This window comes from Streptomyces sp. WM6372, from assembly GCF_001279655.1.
GTDB lineage: Bacteria > Actinomycetota > Actinomycetes > Streptomycetales > Streptomycetaceae > Streptomyces.
Window position 1 is genome coordinate 13,440 of sequence record NZ_LGDB01000014.1, and the last position, 22,921, is coordinate 36,360.

Here is a 22,921-nt window from a genome sequence, read left to right on the forward strand (position 1 = left end):
CGTTGTCCCCTCTTCGCCGTGACTGGCATCAACAGCCCCATCTCATACAGTCCTTGGCACCCCGTCAATAGGGAGTGCACACACTGCCCGGTGTAACAGCTGATCCAGAATCCATCGGTCGATGTGCGGCGGTGATGTTGCCGGGAATGAGGAAGTGCCCTGTGGCCTGCGATGACGTAAGTTATTCGGGCTTCCGGCACGCAAGATCACGAGGGCACTTCCGAGATGAAGTCTCCCCGCGACGCGGGCGGGTCTCGGCGCGGTTCGATGATCCGAATCCGATCGCGTACGGGTGCCGGCCCTGCTGGTGAGTATCTCCCTGAGTGGCGGACACGAGGATGCCGAGCCTGCTTGATCAGGAGAAAGCGAGAAGACCACCGACGGCCAATAGATTCCGCTTCTCCCCCGGTTGTCGGCACAGCAGGTGGTGAATGTCCTGGTCGGGGCCCTCGTCGCGCCAGAGGGAGATGTAGTTTCACCGCTCCGGGTGGGGAAATTTCGTGTGCATCGCCTACGTGCCCCGATGTCCGCTGACCGACGGATGCCGGTCCTTTCCCGCCCCTTGTAAGGCTTGATCGAGTCTGGGTAGGCTGCTGCCGGTCCGGAACAGTTAATGCGTCTTCCTTTATGTGACATTCGGGACGGAGCTAGGTGTGACGTCTTCGCAGGCCAACGTTCCTGATCCGGAATCCGCGGCGGTCCCGTTCTTTCCCATTCCCAGGGCGCCTGGTTGTCCACTGGATCCGGCACCTGAGCTCGCCGAGCTGCAGGAACGGGCGCCGCTGGTCCGGGTTCGGCTGTGGGACGGCAGCACTCCGTGGCTGGTGACGAGGCATGCGGAGCAGTGCGCGCTGCTGTCGGACCGCCGGGTCAGCGCGGACTGGATGCAGCCGGGCTACCCGTTCGACAGTCAGTTTCTGCAGGACCACCATGAAGAAGGCCAGTTCCTGACCGCCATGGAGGGCCCCGAGCACCTCCGGCTGCGTCGGATGATCGCCCGGCCGTTCACTCCCCGCAAGGTCGAGCAACTGCGGCCCGCGGTCCAGCAAGTCGTCGACGACCACATCGATGCGCTGCTGGCCGGCCCGAAGCCGGCTGATTTCGTGGCGGATTTCGCCCTGCCGATTCCGTCCATTGTCATCTGCCACGTGCTCGGCGTCCCTTACGAGGACCACGACTTCTTCCACCGCGCCATCAGGACAATGACCAGCAGCGACGTCCCGGACGATGTCGTGAGCAAGTCCGAGCGCGAGCTGTACCACTACCTGGCCCAGCTGATCGGCCGCAAGCTCGATGCCCCCGATGAAGACCTGCTGTCCCAGCTGGCCACCGAACGGCTGGCCACCGGCCAGCTGAACCGGCACGAGCTGGTGATGTTGGTCTTGTTCCTGCTGATCTCGGGGCACGAGACCACGGCCAGCATGATTGCGCTGGGCACGCTGGCCCTGCTGCTCCATCCCGACCAAATCGCTGTGCTGAAGGACGCCGACGGCCCCGAGGTAGCTGCGGCCGTCGACGAGCTGCTGCGGTACCTGACCACCGTCCAGCCCGGCCGTCGCCGCGTGGCCGTGGAGGACATCGAGATCGCCGGGCAGGTGATCCGCGCCGGCGAGGGTCTGATCCTCCCCGAGGAGATCGGCAACCGCGACGAAAGCGTGTTCCCCGGTGCCGGGATGCTGGACCTGCGTCGCGATGCCAGCCGACAACTCGCCTTTGGGTTCGGTGTGCACAAGTGCACCGGCCAACCGCTGGCCCGCTTGGAGCTCCAGGTCGTGTTCACCGCCTTGTTCCGGCGCATTCCGACACTGGCCTTGGCCGTCGACCTCGGCGACCTCCCGTTCATGGACGACGGGCTCGGATATGGCCTCAAGAAAATGCCCGTGAGCTGGTAGGTGAATGAGGTTGAGCCGGTGACAGGAGGCGGAGTGGAGTTGTTGCAGATCGGGCACAGCCGGCCGGAGCCGGAGCCGAGTCCGTCAGTGGTGGAGGAAGGCGCGCTCTCGGTCACGCTGGTGTGCATGCCCTGGGCTCTGGTCGACATGCCGTCCCTGGCCATCAGCACCATCGCCCCGCTCTTCGCGGGGCGTGGCGAAGTCGGACGGCTGGATGCCCTCTACGCCAACATCCGGTGGCTCGACTACCTCACCCAAAGGGTCGGCCTCGCCCGAGAACACTACGAGCTGGTCGTCGACGCCGAGGTTCTCGGGGTCGGAGAATGGATTTTCTCCAGCTGTTTCCGCCCTGATATGGATCCTCGCAAGACGAGCTTCTTCGAATTGCTGCGCGGGCGCGAGCAGGTCGACGCCTATTGTGAAATGTTCCGCGCCGCCCCCCGCTTCGTCGACGAGCTGGGCGAGGAGATCGTCGAGTCCCGTGCGGACGTGGTCGGCTTGACGACGACCTTCGATCAGAACATCGCCTCATTCGCGCTTGCGCGGCGCGTGAAGGAGCTGTCCCCGATCACCGTCACAGTTCTCGGCGGGGCGAACTGTGACGGCGTCCAGGGCACGGCGATCCACCAGGCTCGCACCGAGATCGACTATGTCGTCCGGGGCGAGGCGGAGCACTCGATCGCACCGCTCATCGCGCACATCGCGGCTTGCCGGAGTGGCCGGACCGATCCACGGGACGAAGCGGCACGCGCGATTCCAGGACTCTGCTGGCGATCCGGTCCGGATGGCGCCTCGGTCAGCAATCCTCTCGGGACCAAGCCCATCTTCATGGACGCCGTCCCAGAGCCTGTCTACGACCACTACTTCCGCGAACTGGAAGGATCCGCGCTCACCGAGCTCGTCGATGTCAAGATCCCGCTCGAAGCCAGCAGAGGGTGCTGGTGGGGGGCCAAGCACCACTGCACGTTCTGTGGCTTGAACGGATCGGCAATGGCTCATCGCGCCAAGCCGCCGGAGCGAGTTCAGGCCGAGGCTTCTCGGGCCATTCGGCGGCACAACGTCCTCGACCTGGTGTTCACGGACAACATCCTGGGCCCGGACCACGTCCGCCAGCTCACCACTGACATGGCGCTGCCGGCCGACTGGGACGTTCGGCTGTTCGCCGAGGTGAAGTCCAACCTCGGGTTCCACCATCTCGAGGCACTCGCCCGGGCCGGCTTCACGCAACTCCAGCCGGGCGTGGAGAGCCTGTCCACACCCGTCCTGCGCCTCATGCGCAAGGGAGTCACCGGGTGGCAGAACGTGCGGTTCCTGCGAGACTGCACGACCTGCCGGATCTTTCCGTCGTGGAACGTCCTCGTTGGTTTCCCGGGAGAGGATGACCACGAATACTCGGCATTGGTCGAGTTGCTTCCGGCCCTTCACCACCTCACCGCACCCGACGGTGTCCACCGCATCCAGTTGACGCGTTTCAGCCCCTACTTCGATGACCCCCAGCTCGGTCTGCGGACTCTGGGGCCTTCGAGCGAGCTCACCCGCGCCTACGAAGGGGTGGCCGACGCTCTCGATGACCTCGTCTACGTATTCGACTCCGAGCCCGCCGGCATATCAGCGGGCATGTACGAGACCTTGTCCGAGGCGGTTGGCGTATGGATGGAGAACTCATCGACATCGCGGCTGGTCGCCCTGCCGGCGTCGGAGAACTCCCTCGTTGTCGTCGACGACCGGTACGGCTGGCCCTCGCGCGAACTGGTGCTCTCACGCGGCCTGGAGACCGAGGCCTACCGTGCGCTCGCCAAAGGACGGACTCTCCCCGCACTCGTTCGCCAATTGGACGATCTCGGAATATCAGTGATCGACGGCCGACTCGAAGCACTCGTCGAGGAGTGGACCACGCTCGGGCTCACGTTCCGCGAGGGTTCGACGTACCTGGCACTCGCGACGGGACTGCGCTGGTGACCCCGTCGGCAGCAGGCCCGCGGACGAGCCGTCGGCACCTGTTCGCGACCATGGAATTCCGTTCCGTTGACAATCGGGCAGGCCTCGTCTCCCTGGCGCGAACGGGCTACGCCGGAGTGCGGTTGTCCGGACATCACGTCATGCCGTCCATGCCCGATCGTGATCTCGTCGCCCTGATCGCACTGCTGCGCGACGCGCGCGGCGTCGGCCTGCGGTTCTTGTGGAGTGGCGAATGCGGCGACCTCGACGTCCGATACCTCCGGCACCTCGATCCGCCGCGTCAGCCTGACCGTACTTTCGCATGGTCTCCACGAGCTGATGCGCAGCTCCTCGCACGGCGCGGTCCGACGTTCATCTCCGTCGACGACACGCGTCTTGGTCCCCGCCGACGCATCGTCATCGACCGCTCCACACCCGAGGCGCACGTTCTCGAGGCCGTCGACTGGGGACGCGAGATCACGACCATGGAGCGGGCCGGCATTCGCGGCCTGACACGGGACGGCTTGGCTTTCTCTTCTGGTGACTACTGTGTGGGCCTTCCCGTACGCCAGGGGATCTGGTGTGTCTGAGAGCGTGTTTGAGATCTGTCTCCTGCCGAGCGGGGCCTGGCACGCGCCCCCGCTACGTTGGAACGCCGCGCCCGTACTTCCAGTAGGAACGAGGCCTTCCGCCTTGCGCTCGTACACACCAGGCCCCGCTCGGCCCGCCCTTCGGGCGGACGAAGCCAGATCTCAGACACGCTCTGAGCGCTTCGTTCGCTTCCGGACGGCGGAAATCCTGATTCCAGGCCGTCGCGGAGGCCCAACACCAATGATCACCGGAGTCACCAGGGAGCCCACCGCATGACCGGCACCACGGAGGCCCTTGGCGGGTCGGCTGCAGTCGACGATGCAGCACGAAGCGTCACGCGCCCGTTCTACGTATACGCCGTGCTCGCCAACACGCTGTTCCAGCGCGGCGTATTCGTCATCTTCCTTTATGAGCGAGGCTTCTCCGCCGGGCAAGTGGCCCTGCTTCAGACACTGCTCTACCTGGTCAGCGGACTTGCTGAGTTGCCGACGGGAGTCATCGCCGACCGAATCGGCAGGCGTGCCAGCATCGTGATCGGCCAGGTGCTGATAGCTGGATGTCTGCTCGGTCAGGTGGCGTTCTCCACCTACTGGGTGTTCCTGGCGCTGTTCATCGGGCAGGGCGTGGGCATGGCATGTGTGTCCGGTTCGGACACCGCCCTGCTGTACGACCTGCTCGTGCGTCGTGGTGCAACGGCCAGCTACGTCAAGATCAATTCCCGGTTCACCATGCTCGGGACGGTCACCTCGGGAGCCGCCATCGTCATCGGCGGCCAACTGCAGCAGATTTCCTGGGGAGTCGTCTACGTCGGTTCGGCGGCGTGCCTCGTCCTGGCCGTGGTGGTGCTGATGTCACGGGTGCCCGAGATCCGCGGCGCGGACGCGGTGGACGAGCAGGACGGAGCCGCGGAGGAGCACCGCGACACCACAGCATGGCGGGCGATGCTTCGGGTCGCCACGCCGGCGCTCGTGACGCTTGTCGTGGTGTCCGGATTGATGCATGCGACGTTGACGCCGTACATCATTTTCACGCAGAAGACCCTCTCCGATCAGGGAGCGGGCACCGCATTGGTCAGCGTGGTCATATCGGCGGGATTCTTCGTCGGCGGGCTCACTCCATTGCTGTCGGACCGCGCGGACCGGCACATCGGGTACCGGGTCATCGTCCCGGTGTCCCTCCTGACGCTCGCCGTGGCGCTCGGCCTGAGCGGCCTCGGCCTTGTCTGGGTCACCATCGCCGCGTTCCTGGTCCTGGTCGGAATTCCCGAGATCACCGCCGTGATCGTGGACAACGTCTTCAACGAGGCAGTGCCGTCGCGCCACCGGGCGAGCCTGCTGTCGATGATCGCATTCGTGGAGTCGGCGCTCATCGGCATCGGCTATCTCGTCGTCGGCGCGCTCATGGACGGACTGGGCTCCAGCGTGGGCATGGCCACCTACGCCGCGGTCCCCCTGCTGGCATGTCTCCTGTGGCTCCCGGTGCTCTTCCGAAGGGCACGGGTGACCACCGAGATCGAGAAGCCCGCCGAGCAAAAGGCGTCCTGAAACAGACCATTTCGAGCAACGCCCCGGGCCGGACGGCGGCGGGGATACGGGGGCTAACCCCAGTGCCGCGGGCCGCCGGCCGTTCCTACGCTGGGCGCATGGAGTCCCAGGAGCTGAAGAAGGAACTCGACGCGACGTTGGACGCCCGGCGCGAGCTGGGGCCGGACTACGAGGCCGCGCTCGTGGACTCCTTCGTGGAGAAGGTCGACACGCAGGTCCGGCGCCGGCTGGCCGAGGAACGTCTGGCCGCCGCCCGCGGCGGCCACGCCGCCGGCGCGTCCCCGCTGGAGGGCGGCTTCGGCGAGCGCTTCGGCTTCGCCATCATCACGCTGGTCCTGGCGATCCCGCTGTCGGCCATCGGCGCCGCGCAGGCGGGGTTCAGCGGGCTGCTGGTCGCCTGGGCGGGCGTGCTCGGCGTGAACTTCATCCACGCGACGAAGCGCCTGCGCCCAGGCCACCGGGCGCAGTAGCGCCACGAGGAGTGTGCGCGGGGACCGCCGCACCCTCGCGAGTGCGAGGGGCGGGACGACGGCGGTCCCCGCGAAGGACACGGGCCGGGTCAGGGCCGTCCGCGTCCGTGGCGTTCACGCGGTCCGGGAGCCGCTCCGGAAGTACGCCAACGCCGTTCGGTGGTGCCGGCCGGGACGTTTCCGTTCCCTGCCGACAACCACCACTGTGCCGGAGGCGTGTTAAGCCGGTGCTGCCGTCACATGACGGGCCCGTACCTTTTGTGCGACGGGCACTTCGGCCATTCCTTCCGGCAGTTCGGCCGCTTCGGCCGAAGCGGCCACATACGCCGCTTCGGCTACTTCGCGCCCTTCGCGAGGAACGCCAGCAGGTCCTGACGGCTCACGACACCGGTCGGCTTGCCCTCGACCAGCACGATCGCCGCGTCCGCCTCGCCCAGCACGGCCATCAGCTCGGAGACCGGCTCGCCCGAGCCGACCTGCGGCAGCGGCCGGCTCATGTGCTTCTCCAGCGGGTCCGACAGCGAGGCCTGCTTCGCGAACAGCGCCGCCAGCAGCTCCTTCTCCACGACCGAGCCGATGACCTCGGCGGCCATCACGTCCGGGTGACCGGCGCCGGGCTTGACGATCGGCATCTGGGAGACGCCGTACTCGCGCAGCACCTCGATGGCCTCGCCCACGGTCTCCTCGGGGTGCATGTGGACCAGGGACGGCATGGCGCCCTCCTTGTCCGCGAGCACGTCGCCGATGCGCGCCGCCGGGCCCGCCTCCTCCAGGAAGCCGTGTCCCGCCATCCACTCGTCGCTGAAGATCTTGCTGAGGTAGCCGCGGCCGCTGTCCGGCAGCAGGACGACGACCACGTCGTCCGGGCCGAGCCCCTCGGCGGCCTTCAGCGCCGCGACGACCGCCATGCCGCAGGAGCCGCCGACGAGCAGGCCCTCCTCCTTGGCGAGGCGGCGGGTCATCTGGAAGGAGTCCTTGTCGGACACCGCGATGATCTCGTCCGTCACGTTCGGGTCGTACGCGGTCGGCCAGAAGTCCTCGCCGACGCCCTCGACCAGGTACGGACGGCCCGAGCCGCCGGAGTAGACCGAGCCCTCGGGGTCGGCGCCGATGACCTTGACCTTGCCGCCGGACACCTCCTTGAGGTAGTTGCCCGTACCCGAGATCGTGCCGCCCGTGCCGACGCCCGCGACGAAGTGGGTGATCTTCCCGTCCGTCTGGTCCCACAGCTCGGGACCGGTGGTCTCGTAGTGCGAACGGGGGTTGTTCGGGTTGCTGTACTGGTCGGGCTTCCAGGCGCCGGGCTCGCGCGCGAGGCGGTCGGAGACGTTGTAGTACGAGTCCGGGTGCTCCGGGTCGACGGCGGTCGGGCAGACCACGACCTCGGCTCCGTACGCGCGCATCACGTTGATCTTGTCCATGGACACCTTGTCAGGGCAGACGAAGATGCACTTGTAGCCCTTCTGCTGGGCCACGATGGCGAGTCCTACACCGGTGTTGCCGCTGGTGGGCTCCACGATGGTGCCGCCGGGCTTGAGGGCACCGCTCTGCTCGGCGGCCTCGATCATCCGGACGGCGATCCGGTCCTTCACGGACCCACCGGGGTTGAAGTACTCGACCTTGGCAAGGACGGTGGCCTGCAGGCCTTCGGTCACACGGTTGAGCTTCACCAGCGGGGTGTTGCCGACGAGGCTGATCATCGAGTCGTGGAATTGCACCATGTTCTCCAGGGAGGGGACTCCACGGGTTCTCCGGGAGGTCCCGCCAGACTAAGCGGAAAGGGATTGGCCGACCGGCACTACGGGGCAGGAAGGTCATCGAGACCGGACGGGAAAGGGAGGTGGCTCGAGGGGTGTCCAGGGCGAGGACGGCCCGCCGGATCGCGGCGGGCGCGGCGTACGGCGGAGGCGGGCTCGGGCTGGTCGGAGCCGCCGCGGTCGGGCTGGTGCTGGCGGAGGTCCAGTTCGCGAAGCGGACGGTCGGCACCGGGCTCGGCGATCCGCCGCGGGCGGACGGGCTGTACGGGAGCGAGTTCGCGCTGGCGGCTCCCCCCGGTCCGCATGCGGGCCCGGGGGCCGTGCGAGAGCCGGGCCAGGTGCCGCTGCGGCTGGGCATGATGGGTGACTCCACGGCCGCCGGGCTCGGCGTGCGCCGGGCGAGACAGACCCCGGCCGCGCTGCTGGCCTCGGGGCTGGCGGCGGTGGCCGAGCGGCCGGTGGTGCTGCGCAACGTGGCCGTCTCGGGGGCCATGTCCGACGACCTCGACCGCCAGGCGGGGCTGCTCCTGGACGGGGAGCTGCCGCCGCCGGACGTGTGCGTGATCATGATCGGCGCGAACGACGTCACGCGGCGCATGCCGCCCACGCAGTCGGTGCGCCACCTGACCTCGGCCGTACGCCGGCTGCGGCTCGCGGGCTCCGAAGTGGTGGTCGGCACCTGCCCCGACCTGGGCACCATCGAGCCGGTGTACCAGCCGCTGCGCTGGCTGGCCCGGCGGGTCTCGCGCCAGCTGGCCGCCGCCCAGACGATAGGGGTCGTCGCCCTGGGCGCCCGTACGGTCTCCATGGGGGACCTGCTGGGCCCGGAGTTCGCGGCGAACCCGCGCGAGATGTTCGGCCCGGACTCGTACCACCCCTCGGCGGAGGGCTACGCGACGGCGGCCATGGCCGTGCTGCCCACGCTGTGCGCGGCCCTGTCCCTGTGGCCGGAGTCGGACCGCCTGGAGGTGGCGCGCAACGAGGACATGCTGCCGGTGGCGAAGGCGGCGTCGGCCGCCGCCGGGCAGGCGGGCACCGAGGTCACCCCGGCCCGCGGCCCTTGGGCCCTGCTGAAGCACCGCCGCCGCAGGCGGGTCCCGGCCGAGGACCTGGCGGCCCCCACGGCCCCCCGGTCGGCGGGCCCGGCCCTGCCGCCCCGGGCCGACTCCCCGTCGGCCAACTGACGCGCGGGCCGGCGGGCCGCCGCCCGCCCGGCCCCGGCGGGGCCGGGGGCCCGGGGCGCGGTCCCGCGGACCTCGGCCCACGGCGCGCCGCGCGCGGGCGCGGGCGCGGCGCGCGGGCGCGGCGCCCGTGCCCGGAACAGAACCGCCCGGCGGCGCGTTCCACCCGCGGAGCGACCGGCATCACACGCCCAAGTCGGTGACCTCGACCGTACGGGCCGGTAACTTCGCTTGCGGTCCAGCAACGAGCCGCAACTCACCCCCCTTGGAGCCCCGATGCCCGAAGCAGTCATCGTTTCCACCGCCCGCTCCCCCATCGGGCGCGCCTTCAAGGGGTCCCTCAAGGACGTGCGACCGGACGACCTGACCGCCACGATCATCCAGGCCGCCCTCGCCAAGGTCCCCGAGCTGGACCCGCGCCAGATCGACGACCTGATGCTGGGCTGCGGCCTCCCGGGCGGCGAGCAGGGCAACAACCTCGGCCGCATCGTGGCCGTGCAGATGGGCATGGACTTCCTGCCCGGCACCACGATCACCCGCTACTGCTCCTCCTCGCTCCAGACCTCCCGCATGGCGCTGCACGCCATCAAGGCGGGCGAGGGCGACGTCTTCATCTCGGCCGGTGTCGAGATGGTCTCGCGGTTCGCCAAGGGCAACTCCGACTCCTGGCCCGACACCCACAACCCGCTCTTCGCCGACGCGGAGGCCCGTACGGCCGCCGTCGCCCAGAGCGAGGGCTCGACCTGGCACGACCCGCGCGAGGACGGCCTCGTCCCCGACGCCTACATCGCGATGGGCCAGACCGCCGAGAACCTGGCCCGGATCAAGGGCGTGACCCGCCAGGACATGGACGAGTTCGGCGTCCGCTCGCAGAACCTCGCCGAGGCCGCCATCAAGAACGGCTTCTGGGAGCGGGAGATCACTCCGGTCACCACCCCGGACGGCACCGTCGTCTCCACGGACGACGGCCCGCGCGCCGGCGTCACCCTGGAGGGCGTCCAGGGCCTCAAGCCCGTCTTCCGCCCCGACGGCCTGGTCACGGCCGCCAACTGCTGCCCGCTCAACGACGGCGCCGCCGCGCTGGTCATCATGAGCGACACCAAGGCGCGGGAGCTGGGCCTGACCCCGCTGGCCCGGATCGTCTCCACCGGTGTCACCGGCCTCTCCCCCGAGATCATGGGCCTCGGCCCGGTCGAGGCGTCGAAGCAGGCCCTGAAGCGCGCCGGCCTGACCGTCGGCGACATCGACCTGTTCGAGATCAACGAGGCCTTCGCGGCCCAGGTCATCCCGTCGTACCGGGACCTGGAGATCCCGCTGGAGAAGCTGAACGTCAACGGTGGCGGCATCGCCGTCGGTCACCCGTTCGGGATGACCGGCGCCCGCATCACCGGCACGCTGATCAACAGCCTCCAGTTCCACGACAAGCAGTTCGGCCTCGAGACGATGTGCGTCGGCGGCGGCCAGGGCATGGCCATGGTCATCGAGCGCCTTAGCTAGGCGGTCCGTCCAGATGCCGCAAGGGATCCGCTTGATCCCTTGCGGCGTACTGACGCCGAATCTAATCCCGTCGCGGCCGACCTGTGACCGAATCTCCCCCAGGATGTGACCTTCGTCCTGGGGGTTTGGCATTTCCGCAGGTCAGGGCAGATTTGCAGGGCCCGTGTGTGACCAAAGCCCTGTCCAATTCGTGACGTAATGCACTGCACGCCATTCCCAGGTCAGGACACTCTGATGTAGGAAGTCGGGGGATCGAATCAATCAGGAGTTAGTCAGTGAGCGCCATGTCTCTTGCCCTGCTGCTGACCACGGCCGCCGCCGCGACCGTGGGCGCTGCTGCGCTGCACGCCGTACACGGCCTGCGCAAGCAGGTGACGGCCCTCCGCGGTGAGCTGGCGACGCCCGCCCACACCCGCGGCACGACCGTCCCGCACGCCCGCAGTGCCGTGCATTCCCCCGCCGCCGAGATACGAGCCGCCGTGGCCGAGGCCCTGGCCGAGGAGCGCGAGCGCGAGCTCGCCGAGGCGCGGGCCTTCTGGGCCGCGCAGGAGGCCCGGGACGCCGCCGACGCGCCTTCGCTGCTGGGCGGCCTGCCCGGCCTCGGCGAGGATGGCCCGGCCGTCTTCCTGCCCCGCCAGGCCGACCTGGTGGGTCTGGAACCGGTGCTCGGCGACGAAGCCGCCGACGACTACCCCGAGGATTCGGCCGAGCTGGCCGCGGCGCGCCGGCGCCACCCCTCGCACCCCGACTTCGTACCGGTCCAGACCCCGCCTCCCGGCGCCGACCACGAGCGCACCGTCTCGCGCCTGGAGGAGCTCGCGGAGGCCCGTACGGCCCTCGCGGACGTCCGTCCGGGCCCGCTGGGCACGCTCGACGTGTACGTCTTCACCGACGGCACCACGCTGTGCATGACCCCGGGCCACCGGGAGACGGCGGAGCGCCTCGCCGAGGCACTGCGCTCGGGCACGGCGCCGGTCCTGCTGGGCGGCTCCGGCATCTCGGGCGCCTACGCGCTGACCTTCTCCTGCGGCGACGCGCAGGACCCGGACAACAACGTCTACATCCTCGCGGACCGCGTCATCGCGTCCCTCTGATCCTGATCACCGCGTCGCCCTGGCTTCCGCCCGCTCCACCAGCCGTACGGCCTCGTCCAGCATCCCGGACGGGGCCTTCGCGGTTTCCGGGGGCCCCGACGGCTCCTCGGCAGCGGCGGCGCGCAGCGCCTGCGCGAGGTCCAGTCCGGCCACCGCCACCTGGTCCCCGACCACGAACACCCCCGCGTCGGGCATCTCCCGCGCCGGAGCCGCCCCCGCGCCCTGCCGCGGCGCCTCCAGCGCCTGGGCCCGTACGGAGAGCTCCCGGGCCAGCTCCAGCGCCTCGGCGGCGGCCCCCTGCCGGAGGCGGCTCTGCGGCATGGCCCGCAGCCGGTCGGCGAAACGTTCCACGGCGGCGGTCAGAGGCGAAGTATCAAGCACCCGGCCGACCTTACGCGCCGCCGCGGCGCCATTGCCAACGGGCGAACTCTCCGGCACGGTGGCGTGAAGAGAACAGCACAGCACGGCGATACCTCCGGAGGCGCCCATGTCCGTAGAGTTCTCCGAGCAGACCCACCGCAACATGATCGACAGAATCCCCCTGACCACCGGTCGTGAAGTGTCCGACTGGCTCCGCACCGTGGACGACGGCCCCTCCCTCGTCCGGTTCGAGGAGAAGGTCAGCTGGCTGCGCGGCGCGCACGAACTCTCGTACGGCCAGGCCAAGGCGATCATCCACGAGTACGACCTGCGCAGGGCGGCCCGCAAATTCGGCTGAGCCCTCCCCCGACCCGAGCCCTCGATCCCCGGACCTTCCGATCCCCCGATCCCCCGACCTTTCGTCCCCGACCCCGTACCCCTCCGAGACGCGGGAAGGCCCCGCGAGCGGTGAGCTCGCGGGGCCTTCCCCCTGCCGACGCGCCGGTGGGCCGGCCGGTACGACTAGTCGTCGCCGGAGAGGATCTGGAACAGGCGCAGCAGCTCCAGGTAGATCCACACCAGGGTCAGCGTGAGGCCGAAGGCGGCCAGCCAGGCCTCGTCGCGCGGGGCGCCGTAGGTGATGCCGTCCTCGACCTGCTTGAAGTCCAGGGCGAGGAAGCAGGCGCCGAGGACGACGCCGACGATGCCGAACAGGATGCCGAGGCCGCCGCTGCGGAAGCCGAGGCCGTCACCGCCCGCGAAGACCGAGAACAGCAGGTTCGCGACCATCAGCAGCATGAAGCCCATGGCGGCGGCCATCACGAAGCCGTAGAAGCGGCGGGTGACGCGGATCCAGCGCATCTTGTACGCGAACAGCACGGAGGCGAAGACGCACATCGTGCCGAGCACGGCCTGGATGACCACGCCGGCACCGAAGTAGGTGCTGGTGGCCGCGCTGAGGACGCCGAGGAAGAAGCCCTCGAAGGCCGCGTAGGCGAGGATGATCGGCGGCGAGGCCTTGCGCTTGAACGACTGGACGAGCCCGAGGACCATCGCGACGAGCGCGGCGCCGACGGCGATGCCGTACGACTTGTTCACGTTCGCCGGGTCGACGGGCATGGCGATCCACGCGATCGTCGCCGTGAGGATGACCGTGCCGAGCGTCATGGCCGTACGGCTCACGACGTCGTCCATGGTCATCACGTCGGCGCGGGCGGGCGCCGGCGGCATGCCGGTGGTCGTGTCCGTGGCGTAAGGATTCGTCGCGTACGGGTTGGTCCCGGCCTGCTGGTGCTGCGCGTCAAAGCCCGCGTAGCCCCCGCTGTCGCGGCTGAACCCCCGTCGCGAGAAGACCGGGTTGCTGCTCCTCATCTCACTCCTCCATGGCCACCGTGCGCGGCCTTGCAACAAGAGTAATGCGTTAGCAAAAATCTGACCCTACTGCTCAGGGAGGATCTTTGCCCAGCATCGGCTTCGGCATTTACGCAGGTCGCACAGGAGATTTCCCCCGGGTGCAGCACACCGGAACGGTCGGGTTCGCCGTCCACCGGGCGGCCGGGAGCCCCCGGGGGAAAACAGGACGCCGGGGGCGCCTCGTGGGCGCCCCCGCCGGTCTGTGTGCGGTGTGGACAGAGCGTGTGTCGTGCCCGGAGCCGGACTTGAACCGGCACGGCCTAAGCCAGCGAGGTTTAAGCTCGCCGTGTCTGCATTCCACCATCCGGGCAGGGCGTAGCGGCTCCCGTACAAAAAGCACTGAACGCTGCGCCGAGCCTATCCGGATCACCCTGGTCAGCAGTGGGCCGTCTATCCGATGTTGTCTGATTTTATTGGCGCTTGAGGGGGCGTCAGGGCCCAGAACACGCGGTGGGCCCGTTACAGGCGGCGATCACCCTCGATGCGGGATTGACGGGATTTCGATGGCCCCCGCCACCCCGCGCGCCACCCTCCACGCCACCCCGGGCCACCCCACCCTCCGGAGGCCTCCCCCGGACACCACCCAGCGGCCGTCATACCAGAGGAGGAGGCGCCCGGCCCCGTGATCAGACTCCAGTGGGCCAGCGAACGGGCACCTCGGCTGATCCCCCGCGGGGGTGCGCCCGGCGAGGATGGAAGGGTCCCGCCGATCCGCAGACCGCACCCCGGTCCGCAGCCCGAGGAGTCGCTTCCGTGACCACCATGAACTACGCCCCGCACACCACCCAGGCCGTGGCCGCCCGGGCCACCGGCCTCTCCAAGGTGTACGGCCAGGGCGAGACCCAGGTGGTCGCCCTGGACAACGTCTCCGTGGACTTCGGCCAGGGCCAGTTCACCGCGATCATGGGCCCCTCGGGCTCCGGCAAGTCCACCCTGATGCACTGCGTCGCCGGTCTGGACACCTTCTCCGCCGGCTCCGTCCGCATCGGCGAGACCGAGCTCGGCACCCTCAAGGACAAGCAGCTGACCCAGCTGCGCCGGGACAAGATCGGCTTCATCTTCCAGGCGTTCAACCTGCTGCCGACGCTGACGGCGCTGGAGAACATCACCCTGCCGATGGACATCGCGGGCCGCAAGCCCGACAAGCAGTGGCTGGACACCGTCATCGAGATGGTCGGCCTCTCCGGCCGCCTCGGCCACCGCCCCACCCAGCTCTCCGGCGGCCAGCAGCAGCGCGTGGCCGTGGCCCGCGCCCTGGCCTCCCGCCCCGAGATCATCTTCGGTGACGAGCCCACCGGAAACCTGGACTCCCGCTCCGGCGCCGAGGTCCTCGGCTTCCTGCGCAACTCCGTCCGCGAGCTCGGCCAGACCGTCGTCATGGTCACCCACGACCCGGTCGCCGCCTCCTACGCGGACCGCGTCATCTTCCTCGCCGACGGCCGCATAGTCGACGAGGTGCTCAACCCCACCGCGGACGGGGTGCTCGACCGCATGAAGGCCTTCGACGCCAAGGGCCGCACCAGCTGAGGGACGTTCCCTCCCCGTCCCCGCTGACCCCTTACCACCTGGACTCCTCCACCATGTTCCGTACCGCGCTGCGCAACGTGCTCGCGCACAAGGCCAGGCTGATGATGACGGTGCTCGCCGTCGTCCTCGGCGTCGCCTTCGTCTCCGGCACCCTCGTCTTCACCGACACCCTCAGCAAGGCCCTCTCCAGCCAGTCCGCCAAGAGCTACGACGGCGTCGCCGTCTCCGTGACCTCCTACGGCCAGGGCCGGGGCGATGACGGCCAGCGCGAGGGCGAGGTCGGCCTCAGCCAGCAGACCCTCGACAAGGTCAAGGCGGTCAAGGGCGTCGACTCCGTCTCCGGCCGCGTCTCCGGTTTCGCCGGCGTCGGCGACGAGAAGGGCGAGCTGATCGGCTCCGGCTGGTCCAACAAGGGCTCCAACTTCGCCCCCGTCAAGGACGGCAAGGACCCGCGCTACGCCTTCGCCGAGGGCACCGGTCCGGCCAAGGCCGACCAGATCGCCCTCGACGAGGCGACCGCCGCCACCGGCAAGTACAAGGTGGGCGACAAGGTCCGCGTCGCCACCAACGGCCCGGTGAAGGAGTACACCCTCTCCGGCGTCTTCACCACCGAGGACGGCGCGGTCAGCGCCGGCGGCAGCCTGGTCCTCTTCGACACCGCCGTCGCCCAGGAGCTGTACCTCAAGCCCGGCTTCTACCAGGAGCTGTCGGTCGCGGCCAAGGCCGGGACCTCCGCCGACCAGCTGCTGACCGACATCAAGCCGCTGCTCGACTCCCAGCACACCAAGGCCCAGACCGGCGCCGCCCTCGCCGCCGAGCAGGCGAAGGACGTCGAGCGGGGCATGTCCAACATGAACCAGATGCTGCTCGCGTTCGCCGGCATCGCGCTCTTCGTCGGCATCTTCCTGATCTACAACACCTTCACCATGCTGGTCACCCAGCGCACCAAGGAGCTGGCCCTGCTGCGCGCCGTCGGCGCCAACCGCGGCCAGGTCATCCGCTCGGTCCTCACCGAGGCACTGGTCGTGGGCGTCGTCTCCGCCGTCCTCGGCCTGGTCGCCGGCACCGGCCTGGCGGTCGCCATGCGCTCCGCGATCGAGGCCTTCGGCGCCAAACTCCCGGCCGGCGACCTCGTGATCGCCCCGGGCACCGTCATCGCGGCCGTGGTCATCGGTGTCCTCGTCACCACCCTCGCCGCCCTGCTGCCCGCCTGGCGCACCGGCCGGATCGCCCCGGTCGCCGCCATGGGCAGCGCCCACCTGCCGGCCACCGCCAAGTCCCTGGTCGTACGGAACGTCCTCGGCTCGGTCATCAGCCTCGGCGGCATCGGCCTGGTCCTGCTCGGCGTCTCCATGGGCGGTGAGAACGGCCGCCTGACCCTCGGCGCCGGCGCGTTCTTCATGCTCATCGGTCTGATCGTGGTGCTCCCGCTGCTCTCCAAGCCGGTCATCGGGGCGCTGCGACCCGCGCTGCAGAAGGTCTTCGGCATCCCCGGCAAGCTCGCCGCGCAGAACGCCGTGCGCAACCCGCGCCGCACCGCCGTCACCGCCGCCTCCCTGTCGATCGGCCTGACCCTGGTGACCACGCTGTCGGTGCTCGGCATCACCATGGGCACGGCCGTCGACAAGATGAGCACGGACAAACTGAAGGCCGATTACAAGGTCTCCATGGCCGCCGAGGGCATGAGCCTGGACAAGTCGGTCGCCGAGACCCTGGCCAAGGCCCCCGGCATCAAGGCGGTCTCCCCGCAGGCCGACGGCTACCTGAGGATCGGCGGCGAGTTCCGCTCCGCCTCCGGCGTCACCCCGTCCGCCATCGGCCAGATGCTGAACATCGACACCATCAGCGGCTCGATGGACAGCCTCGCCAAGGGCGAGGTGGCCGTCGCCGAGACCACCGCGAAGAAGCAGAACCTCTCCGTCGGCTCCGCGCTCCAGGTCCAGTACGACGACGGCGAGAAGGGCACGCTCAAGGTCGGCGCGGTCTACAAGGACCTGGAGGGCCTGCTTTCCCCGTACGTGCTCGACAACAAGATCCTCGCCCCGCACAGCGAGGAGCAGTACATCCGCGAGGTGTACGTCAACACCACCGACGGCGCCTCGAAGGCCGCGCAGCAGACGGTCATCGACGCCCTCGGCAAGAACCCGGCGATCAAGGTCGCCACCCAGGAGGACATGCGCAACGAGATGGGCGGCATCATCAACACGATGCTGAACATCATGTACGGGCTGCTCGGCATGGCGCTGATCATCTCGGTGCTGGGCGTGGTCAACACCCTTGCGATGTCCGTCTTCGAGCGCACCCAGGAGATCGGCATGCTGCGGGCGATCGGCCTCGACCGCAGCCGGGTCAAGAACATGATCCGCCTGGAGGCCGTGGTGATCTCGCTCTTCGGCGCGGTCCTCGGTGTCGCCATCGGCGTCTTCCTCGCCTGGGCGGTGGGCACCACCATCGCCAAGAGCGTCCCGAACTACGCCCTGGTCCTCCCCTGGGACCGGATCGGCATCTTCCTCCTGCTGGCCGCCGTGGTCGGCGTCCTGGCGGCCATGTGGCCCGCCCGCAGCGCCGCCCGGCTGAACATGCTGACCGCCATCAAGACCGAGTAGGCACGAGCGGTACGCGGGGACACGGAAGGGCCCCGGGGCACACGCCCCGGGGCCCTTCCCGCTGTCTTGCGAGGTCTTACGAGGTCTTACGAGGCCGGACGGGCCTGCTGTACGGGGCCTGCCGTCGTACGGGGCCTGCCGTGCGGGTCACGCCCCCCAGGTACGCAGCCGCAGCGGCAGCTCCGAGCGTCCGGCCGCCGCGGGCTTCACGGCGAGGACCTGGTTGACGCCGAGCCGGCCGTGCTCGAAGCCCAGCGCCGAGGCCGCCATGTACAGCCGCCAGACCCGGGCCCGCCCCGGCGAGGTGAGCCGTACGGCCTCCTCCCAGCGCTCTTCCAGCCGCGCCACCCAGGCCCGCAGGGTCAGCGCGTAGTGCTCGCGCAGCGCCTCCACGTCGCGGACCTCGAACCCGGCCCGCTCCAGCTCGCCCACCGTCGTTCCCAGCGGGGAGAGTTCGCCGTCGGGGAATACGTACGCGTCGATGAACTCGTCGATCCGGTACGCCTCTTCGTCCGGCTCCGGCGGGCGCGCGATCTGGTGGTTCAGCAGCCGGCCGCCGGGCGCCAGCAGGGCGTGCAGGGTGCGGGCGTACTCGCGGTAGCGCTCCGCGCCGACGTGCTCGGCCATGCCGATGGACGAAATGGCGTCGTACGGGCCGTCCTTGACGTCCCGGTAGTCCTGGATCCGGATGTCGAGCCGGTCGGCCAGGCCCTCCTCCGCGGCCCGCTTGCGGGCGTACACGGCCTGCTCGCGCGAGAGGGTGATGCCGGTGACGCGGACCCCGTACTCCCGGGCGGCGTGCAGGGCCATGGAGCCCCAGCCGCAGCCGACGTCGAGGAGCCGCCGGCCGGGCTGGAGGCCCAGCTTCCGGCAGACCAGGTCGAGTTTGTCCCGCTGGGCCTCCTCCAGGGTGGAGCCGGGGCTCCAGTAGGCGCAGGAGTACACCATCGAGGGACCCAGGACGTGCTCGTAGAACTCGTTGCCGACGTCGTAGTGGTGGCTGATCGCCTGCCGGTCCCGGCTCCTGGTGTGCGTCGCCCCGCCGCGGCGGGGGGCCTCCTCCGGCGGCGGCGCGGGCGCCGGCCAGGGCCGGGCCAGGGTGACGAGGTCGCGCAGGGCGGCCCGGGCGTCCGGATCGCGCAGCAGCGCGGCGGTCCCGGCGGCGCCCGCGGCCCGCTCCGACAGCTGCGGCAGCTGGGGGCGCAGGGCGGCGAGCTTGCCGAGGCCGGAGCGGCGGAGCGCCGGCGGGGTCTCGGGGACGGGGGCGGCGGCGGGCCCGCGCTCCCAGAGCAGCCCGGCCACCCGGTCCAGCAGTTCGAAGAGGTCGCCCTCCACGGTCAGGTCCCCGGCGACCCAGGCCCGGGCCAGGCCCAGTTCGCCCGGCCGCCACAGCACGCGGCGCAGGGCGCGCCGGTTGGCCAGCACCAGGGTGGGTCCGGCGGGCGGCCCGGCCTCGCTGCCGTCCCAGGCGCGAATCCGGACGGGCAGGGGGGCGCCCAGCAGGGTCTCGGCAAGAGCGGCCAGCCGCGGCGCGGCTTCGGTCATCGTAGGCACCTCCGGTAATGATCCGACCGAACGGCCTACCCACTTCGGGCGGCCGTCAATCGGACGACACCCCGAACAGGCCTACGGGGGCACGCCGAAGGGGCCGCCCGCACCACGGATGGCGGACGGCCCCTTCGGGGACGTGCTGGAGGAGTTGCCGGTCAGGCCCGGGTCAGGAGGCCTTGGCCTTCGCGGCCGGGGAAGCGGCGGCGGCCGGAGCCGGAGCCGGCTTGGCGGCCTCGTAGAACTCCTCGCGCGGGGTCTCCAGCGCACCGAGGGAGACGACCTCGCGCTTGAGGAACATGGCGAGGGTCCAGTCGGCGAAGACGCGGATCTTGCGGTTCCAGGTCGGCATGGCCATGCCGTGGTAGCCACGGTGCATGTACCAGGCGAGCCGGCCCTTGAGCTTGATCTTCGTCTTGCCCATGACGATCATCGCGACGCCCTTGTGGAGGCCGAGGCCCGCCACCGCACCCTTGTTGGAGTGCGAGTACTCGGCCTGCGGGAAGCCGCGCATGCCCGAGATGACGTTGTCGCCGAGGACCTTGGCCTGGCGCAGCGCGTGCTGGGCGTTCGGCGGGCACCAGGCGTTCTCGACGCCGGCCTTGCGGGCGGCGATGTCCGGGACCTGGGCGTTGTCGCCCGCGGCCCAGATGTAGTCGGTGCCCTGGACCTGGAGGGTCGGGGCGGTGTCGACGTGGCCGCGCGGGCCCAGCGGCAGGCCGTAGCGGGCCAGCACCGGGTTGGGCTTGACGCCGGCGGTCCACACGAGGGTGTCGGAGTCGACCTCGAGGCCGTTCTTCAGCACCACGTGGCCGTCCACGCAGGAGTCCATGGAGGTGTTGAGGTAGATCTCGATGCCGCGGGACTCGAGGTGCTCCTTGCCCCAGGTGCCGAGCTTGGGCCCGACCTCGGGGAGGATCTTGTCGGCCGCGTCCACCAGGATGAAGCGCATGTCCTCGCGCTTGATCGTGGTGTAGTACTTCGCGGCGTCGCGGGCCATGTCCTCGACCTCGCCGATCGTCTCGGCACCGGCGAAGCCGCCGCCGACGAAGACGAAGGTGAGGGCCTTGCGGCGGACGTTCTCGTCCGTCGTGGACTCGGCCTTGTCGAGCTGCTCGAGGACGTGGTTGCGCAGGCCGATGCCCTCTTCGACGCCCTTCATGCCGATGCCCTGTTCGGCGAGGCCGGGGATCGGGAAGGTGCGGGAGACGGCGCCGAGCGCGATCACCAGGTAGTCGAAAGGCAGCTCGTACGCCTCGCCGACCAGCGGCGTGACGACGGCGACCTTGCGGTCCTGGTCGATGCTGGTGACCCGGCCGGTGAGAACCTCTGCCTTGGGCAGCACGCGTCGCAGCGGGACGACGACGTGCCGAGGCGAGATGCTGCCTGCGGCCACTTCGGGGAGGAAGGGCTGGTAGGTCATGTACGACCGCGGGTCGACGACCGTGACGGTCGCCTCGCCATAGCGCATCTTCTTCATGATCCGCTTGGCCGCGTACAGGCCTACGTACCCACCTCCTACAACGAGGATCCTGGGACGCTCCGTGGTGCTCATGGAACGAGTATCCAGCACCCCAAGGGGTGACGCTCGTGAGCCCCTTCACAAGGTGACGGAAGGCCTCTGCTACACTGCGCGGCCCACGTGACGGAGGTCATGGCGCGAAACGGGAACCAGGGTGTAACAGGATTCGTTGTTCACCCGTCCTGAACTGGCCTCCAGGCCCGTAAGCGGAGTAGACCACCGGGTTGGTGGATACCTACCGACGGGGCCGGACCGCACCCTCATTTCGCACGAACGCTCGGATGAAAGAGGCCCGATGGCCCGCGGAGCGCCCCGAAGGACCCTTCCCGCGGCCCATCAGGCCTCTTTTCCTTGTGAAGAACTTCACGAACTTTCTGTGGGCGAGGGGACCTAAGCCCCCCGTAAAGCCCTCCGAAGGTCCCCCGAGGGGGCCCCGAGGCCCCCCGAGAGCCCTCCGGGGACCTCTCACAGGCTCGCTCCCTCAGGCGATGGACCAGGCGATCCCGTCGAGGATGTCGTGCTCCGAGACCACGACCTCGGCGGCTCCGGTGCGCTCCATGACGGCGAGCAGGACCAGGGTGCCCGCGCCGATCACGTCCACGCGGCCCGGGTGGAGGACCGGGATCGCCGCGCGCTCGGCGTGCACCGAGGTCAGCATGCGATCGGTGATCTCGCGGACCTGCTCGTACGGGATCCGGGCGTGGTGGATCGCGGAGGAGAGGTACTCCGGCAGCCCGAGGGCGATCCCGGCGACCGTGGTCACCGATCCGGCCAGGCCCACCAGCGTGCGCGCCTCGGTCAGCGGGACCGTCCGCTCGACCAGGTCCAGCGCCGCCTCGATGTCGGCCCGTATGGCCGCGATCTGCTCCGCGGTCGGCGGGTCGGTGACCGCCCCGTCCACCACCAGGTGGCGCTCCGTCATCCGGACGCAGCCCACGTCGACCGAGCGGGCCGCCCGTACGTGCTCCTCGCCGACCACGAACTCGGTCGAGCCGCCGCCGATGTCCACCACCAGGAACGGCCGTTCCAGGTGCTCGTGGCCGACCAGTTCCTTCGTGGCGCCGATGAAGGAGAACTCCGCCTCCTGGTCGCCGGAGATCACCTCGGGCTCGACGCCCAGGATGCCGAGGACGCCCTGGACGAAGTCCTCGCGGTTCTCGGCGTCGCGGGAGGCCGAGGTCGCCACGAAGCGCAGGCGCTCCGCGCCGAGCTCCTTGATGACCGCCGCGTACTCGCGGCAGGCCGCGAAGGTGCGCTCCAGCGCCTCCGGGGCCAGCCGGCCCGTCTTGTCCACGCCCTGGCCCAGGCGGACGATCGTCATCCGCCGGTCCAGCTCGACCAGCTCGCCGGTGGCGGGGTCGCAGTCCGCGACGAGCAGGCGGATGGAGTTCGTACCGCAGTCGATTGCGGCGACCCGCGTCACCCGTCCGACTCCTTCTTCTCCGCCTTCTCCGCGCACGGCGTCACGCACGCGCCCTTGGCCCACCACTCGGGCAGCATCGCCAGCGCCTCGTCGCCGAACGGGTTCACCCCGGGGCCGGCGGCCAGCGAGTGGCCGACCAGCACGTGCAGGCACTTCACGCGGTCCGGCATCCCGCCGGCGCTCGGGAAGCCCTGGAGCACCTCGATGGCGTCGCGGCGCCGGATGTAGTCCTCGTGCGCGGCCTGGTAGGCGGCGGCGAGCTCGGGGTCCTCGGCGAGCCGGGCCTGCATCTCCTTCATCACGCCGTTGGCCTCCAGCGTGCCGATCGCGGAGGCCGCGCGCGGGCAGGTGAGGTAGTACAGCGTCGGGAAGGGGGTGCCGTCGGGGAGGCGCGGGGCGGTCTCCACCACGTCCGGCTGGCCGCAGGGGCAGCGGTGGGCGATGGCGCGCAGCCCGCGCGGCGGGCGGCCGAGCTGCTGCTGGAACGCGTCGATGTCCGCGTCGGTCGGCTCGGTCCGGTCGGTCTGGGGCGGGGGCGTCTGCATGCCTGGAGGAAGT

At 69.9% G+C, this 22,921-nt stretch carries 18 protein-coding genes and 1 tRNA gene; 11 read left to right on the forward strand and 8 right to left on the reverse strand.

Features of this window, described 5'->3' with window-relative positions; genetic code table 11:
* Positions 1–653 precede the first annotated feature (653 nt).
* The 5 genes from ADK52_RS02665 to ADK52_RS02685 all read left to right on the forward strand — a co-directional run bounded on the left by ADK52_RS02665 (position 654) and on the right by ADK52_RS02685 (position 6,435).
* Positions 654–1,892, forward strand: coding sequence for a cytochrome P450 (locus ADK52_RS02665; RefSeq protein WP_053688150.1), 1,239 nt, complete (start codon positions 654–656; stop codon positions 1,890–1,892).
* A gap of 33 nt (positions 1,893–1,925) precedes the next feature.
* Positions 1,926–3,851, forward strand: a complete 1,926-nt coding sequence (locus ADK52_RS02670) for a RiPP maturation radical SAM C-methyltransferase (protein ID WP_078987856.1) — start codon at positions 1,926–1,928, stop codon at positions 3,849–3,851.
* A 50-nt stretch (positions 3,852–3,901) separates the two neighbouring features.
* Positions 3,902–4,420, forward strand: a complete 519-nt coding sequence (locus ADK52_RS02675; protein ID WP_147420045.1) for a DUF5825 family protein — start codon at positions 3,902–3,904, stop codon at positions 4,418–4,420.
* A 273-nt stretch (positions 4,421–4,693) separates the two neighbouring features.
* Entirely contained in the window at positions 4,694–5,965 is a 1,272-nt protein-coding gene (locus ADK52_RS02680) for an MFS transporter (RefSeq protein WP_199828437.1), read from the forward strand.
* Positions 5,966–6,063: 98 nt separating this feature from the next.
* Positions 6,064–6,435 (forward strand): hypothetical protein, encoded by a 372-nt coding sequence (locus ADK52_RS02685; protein WP_053688262.1) that lies wholly within the window; start codon positions 6,064–6,066, stop codon positions 6,433–6,435.
* 335 nt (positions 6,436–6,770) lie between these two features.
* On the opposite strand, the gene ADK52_RS02690 is transcribed toward ADK52_RS02685, so the two are convergent.
* The gene (locus tag ADK52_RS02690; RefSeq protein ID WP_030156474.1) at positions 6,771–8,153 is read right to left on the reverse strand and encodes a cystathionine beta-synthase; all 1,383 of its coding nucleotides are present in this window, start codon (positions 8,151–8,153) and stop codon (positions 6,771–6,773) included.
* Between the two features lie 122 nt (positions 8,154–8,275).
* Between ADK52_RS02690 and ADK52_RS02695 the strand changes: the two genes are divergently transcribed.
* The 3 genes from ADK52_RS02695 (at position 8,276) to ADK52_RS02705 (ending at position 11,964) form a co-directional block, all read left to right on the forward strand.
* The gene (locus ADK52_RS02695; protein ID WP_053688152.1) at positions 8,276–9,376 is read left to right on the forward strand and encodes an SGNH/GDSL hydrolase family protein; all 1,101 of its coding nucleotides are present in this window, start codon (positions 8,276–8,278) and stop codon (positions 9,374–9,376) included.
* A gap of 273 nt (positions 9,377–9,649) precedes the next feature.
* Entirely contained in the window at positions 9,650–10,870 is a 1,221-nt protein-coding gene (locus tag ADK52_RS02700; RefSeq protein WP_053688153.1) for an acetyl-CoA C-acetyltransferase, read from the forward strand.
* A 284-nt stretch (positions 10,871–11,154) separates the two neighbouring features.
* A complete protein-coding gene (locus ADK52_RS02705; RefSeq protein ID WP_182508856.1) occupies positions 11,155–11,964 on the forward strand; it encodes a hypothetical protein in 810 nt (269 codons plus the stop codon).
* Positions 11,965–11,970: 6 nt separating this feature from the next.
* Here ADK52_RS02705 and ADK52_RS02710 read toward each other — a convergent pair whose 3' ends face one another.
* Complete coding sequence (locus tag ADK52_RS02710; protein WP_053688155.1) at positions 11,971–12,345, reverse strand: hypothetical protein; 375 nt, start codon at positions 12,343–12,345, stop codon at positions 11,971–11,973.
* A gap of 106 nt (positions 12,346–12,451) precedes the next feature.
* On the opposite strand from ADK52_RS02710, the gene ADK52_RS02715 reads away from it, so the two are divergent.
* Positions 12,452–12,682, forward strand: coding sequence for a DUF4287 domain-containing protein (locus ADK52_RS02715; protein ID WP_048479109.1), 231 nt, complete (start codon positions 12,452–12,454; stop codon positions 12,680–12,682).
* A gap of 164 nt (positions 12,683–12,846) precedes the next feature.
* Here the strand turns inward: ADK52_RS02715 and ADK52_RS02720 are convergent, their stop codons facing one another.
* Together ADK52_RS02720 and ADK52_RS02725 are read right to left on the reverse strand one after the other, a co-directional pair.
* A complete protein-coding gene (locus ADK52_RS02720) occupies positions 12,847–13,695 on the reverse strand; it encodes a Bax inhibitor-1/YccA family membrane protein (RefSeq protein ID WP_053688156.1) in 849 nt (282 codons plus the stop codon).
* 272 nt (positions 13,696–13,967) lie between these two features.
* Positions 13,968–14,047 (reverse strand) — tRNA-Leu (locus ADK52_RS02725).
* Positions 14,048–14,499: 452 nt separating this feature from the next.
* On the opposite strand from ADK52_RS02725, the gene ADK52_RS02730 reads away from it, so the two are divergent.
* The gene (locus ADK52_RS02730; RefSeq protein ID WP_107089959.1) at positions 14,500–15,264 is read left to right on the forward strand and encodes an ABC transporter ATP-binding protein; all 765 of its coding nucleotides are present in this window, start codon (positions 14,500–14,502) and stop codon (positions 15,262–15,264) included.
* 53 nt (positions 15,265–15,317) lie between these two features.
* Positions 15,318–17,870, forward strand: coding sequence for an ABC transporter permease (locus tag ADK52_RS02735; RefSeq protein WP_053688158.1), 2,553 nt, complete (start codon positions 15,318–15,320; stop codon positions 17,868–17,870).
* Positions 17,871–18,017: 147 nt separating this feature from the next.
* On the opposite strand, the gene ADK52_RS02740 is transcribed toward ADK52_RS02735, so the two are convergent.
* The 4 genes from ADK52_RS02740 to ADK52_RS02755 all read right to left on the reverse strand — a co-directional run bounded on the left by ADK52_RS02740 (position 18,018) and on the right by ADK52_RS02755 (position 22,908).
* Positions 18,018–19,415, reverse strand: coding sequence for an SAM-dependent methyltransferase (locus ADK52_RS02740; RefSeq protein ID WP_053688159.1), 1,398 nt, complete (start codon positions 19,413–19,415; stop codon positions 18,018–18,020).
* 172 nt (positions 19,416–19,587) lie between these two features.
* The gene (locus ADK52_RS02745; protein WP_053688160.1) at positions 19,588–20,973 is read right to left on the reverse strand and encodes an NAD(P)/FAD-dependent oxidoreductase; all 1,386 of its coding nucleotides are present in this window, start codon (positions 20,971–20,973) and stop codon (positions 19,588–19,590) included.
* Positions 20,974–21,421: 448 nt separating this feature from the next.
* Complete coding sequence (locus ADK52_RS02750; RefSeq protein ID WP_053688161.1) at positions 21,422–22,363, reverse strand: Ppx/GppA phosphatase family protein; 942 nt, start codon at positions 22,361–22,363, stop codon at positions 21,422–21,424.
* On the reverse strand, positions 22,360–22,908 hold the full coding sequence (locus ADK52_RS02755) for a DUF501 domain-containing protein (protein ID WP_053688162.1): 549 nt from the start codon (positions 22,906–22,908) through the stop codon (positions 22,360–22,362). The genes ADK52_RS02750 and ADK52_RS02755 overlap by 4 nt, the downstream gene beginning before the upstream one ends.
* Positions 22,909–22,921: the final 13 nt, after the last annotated feature.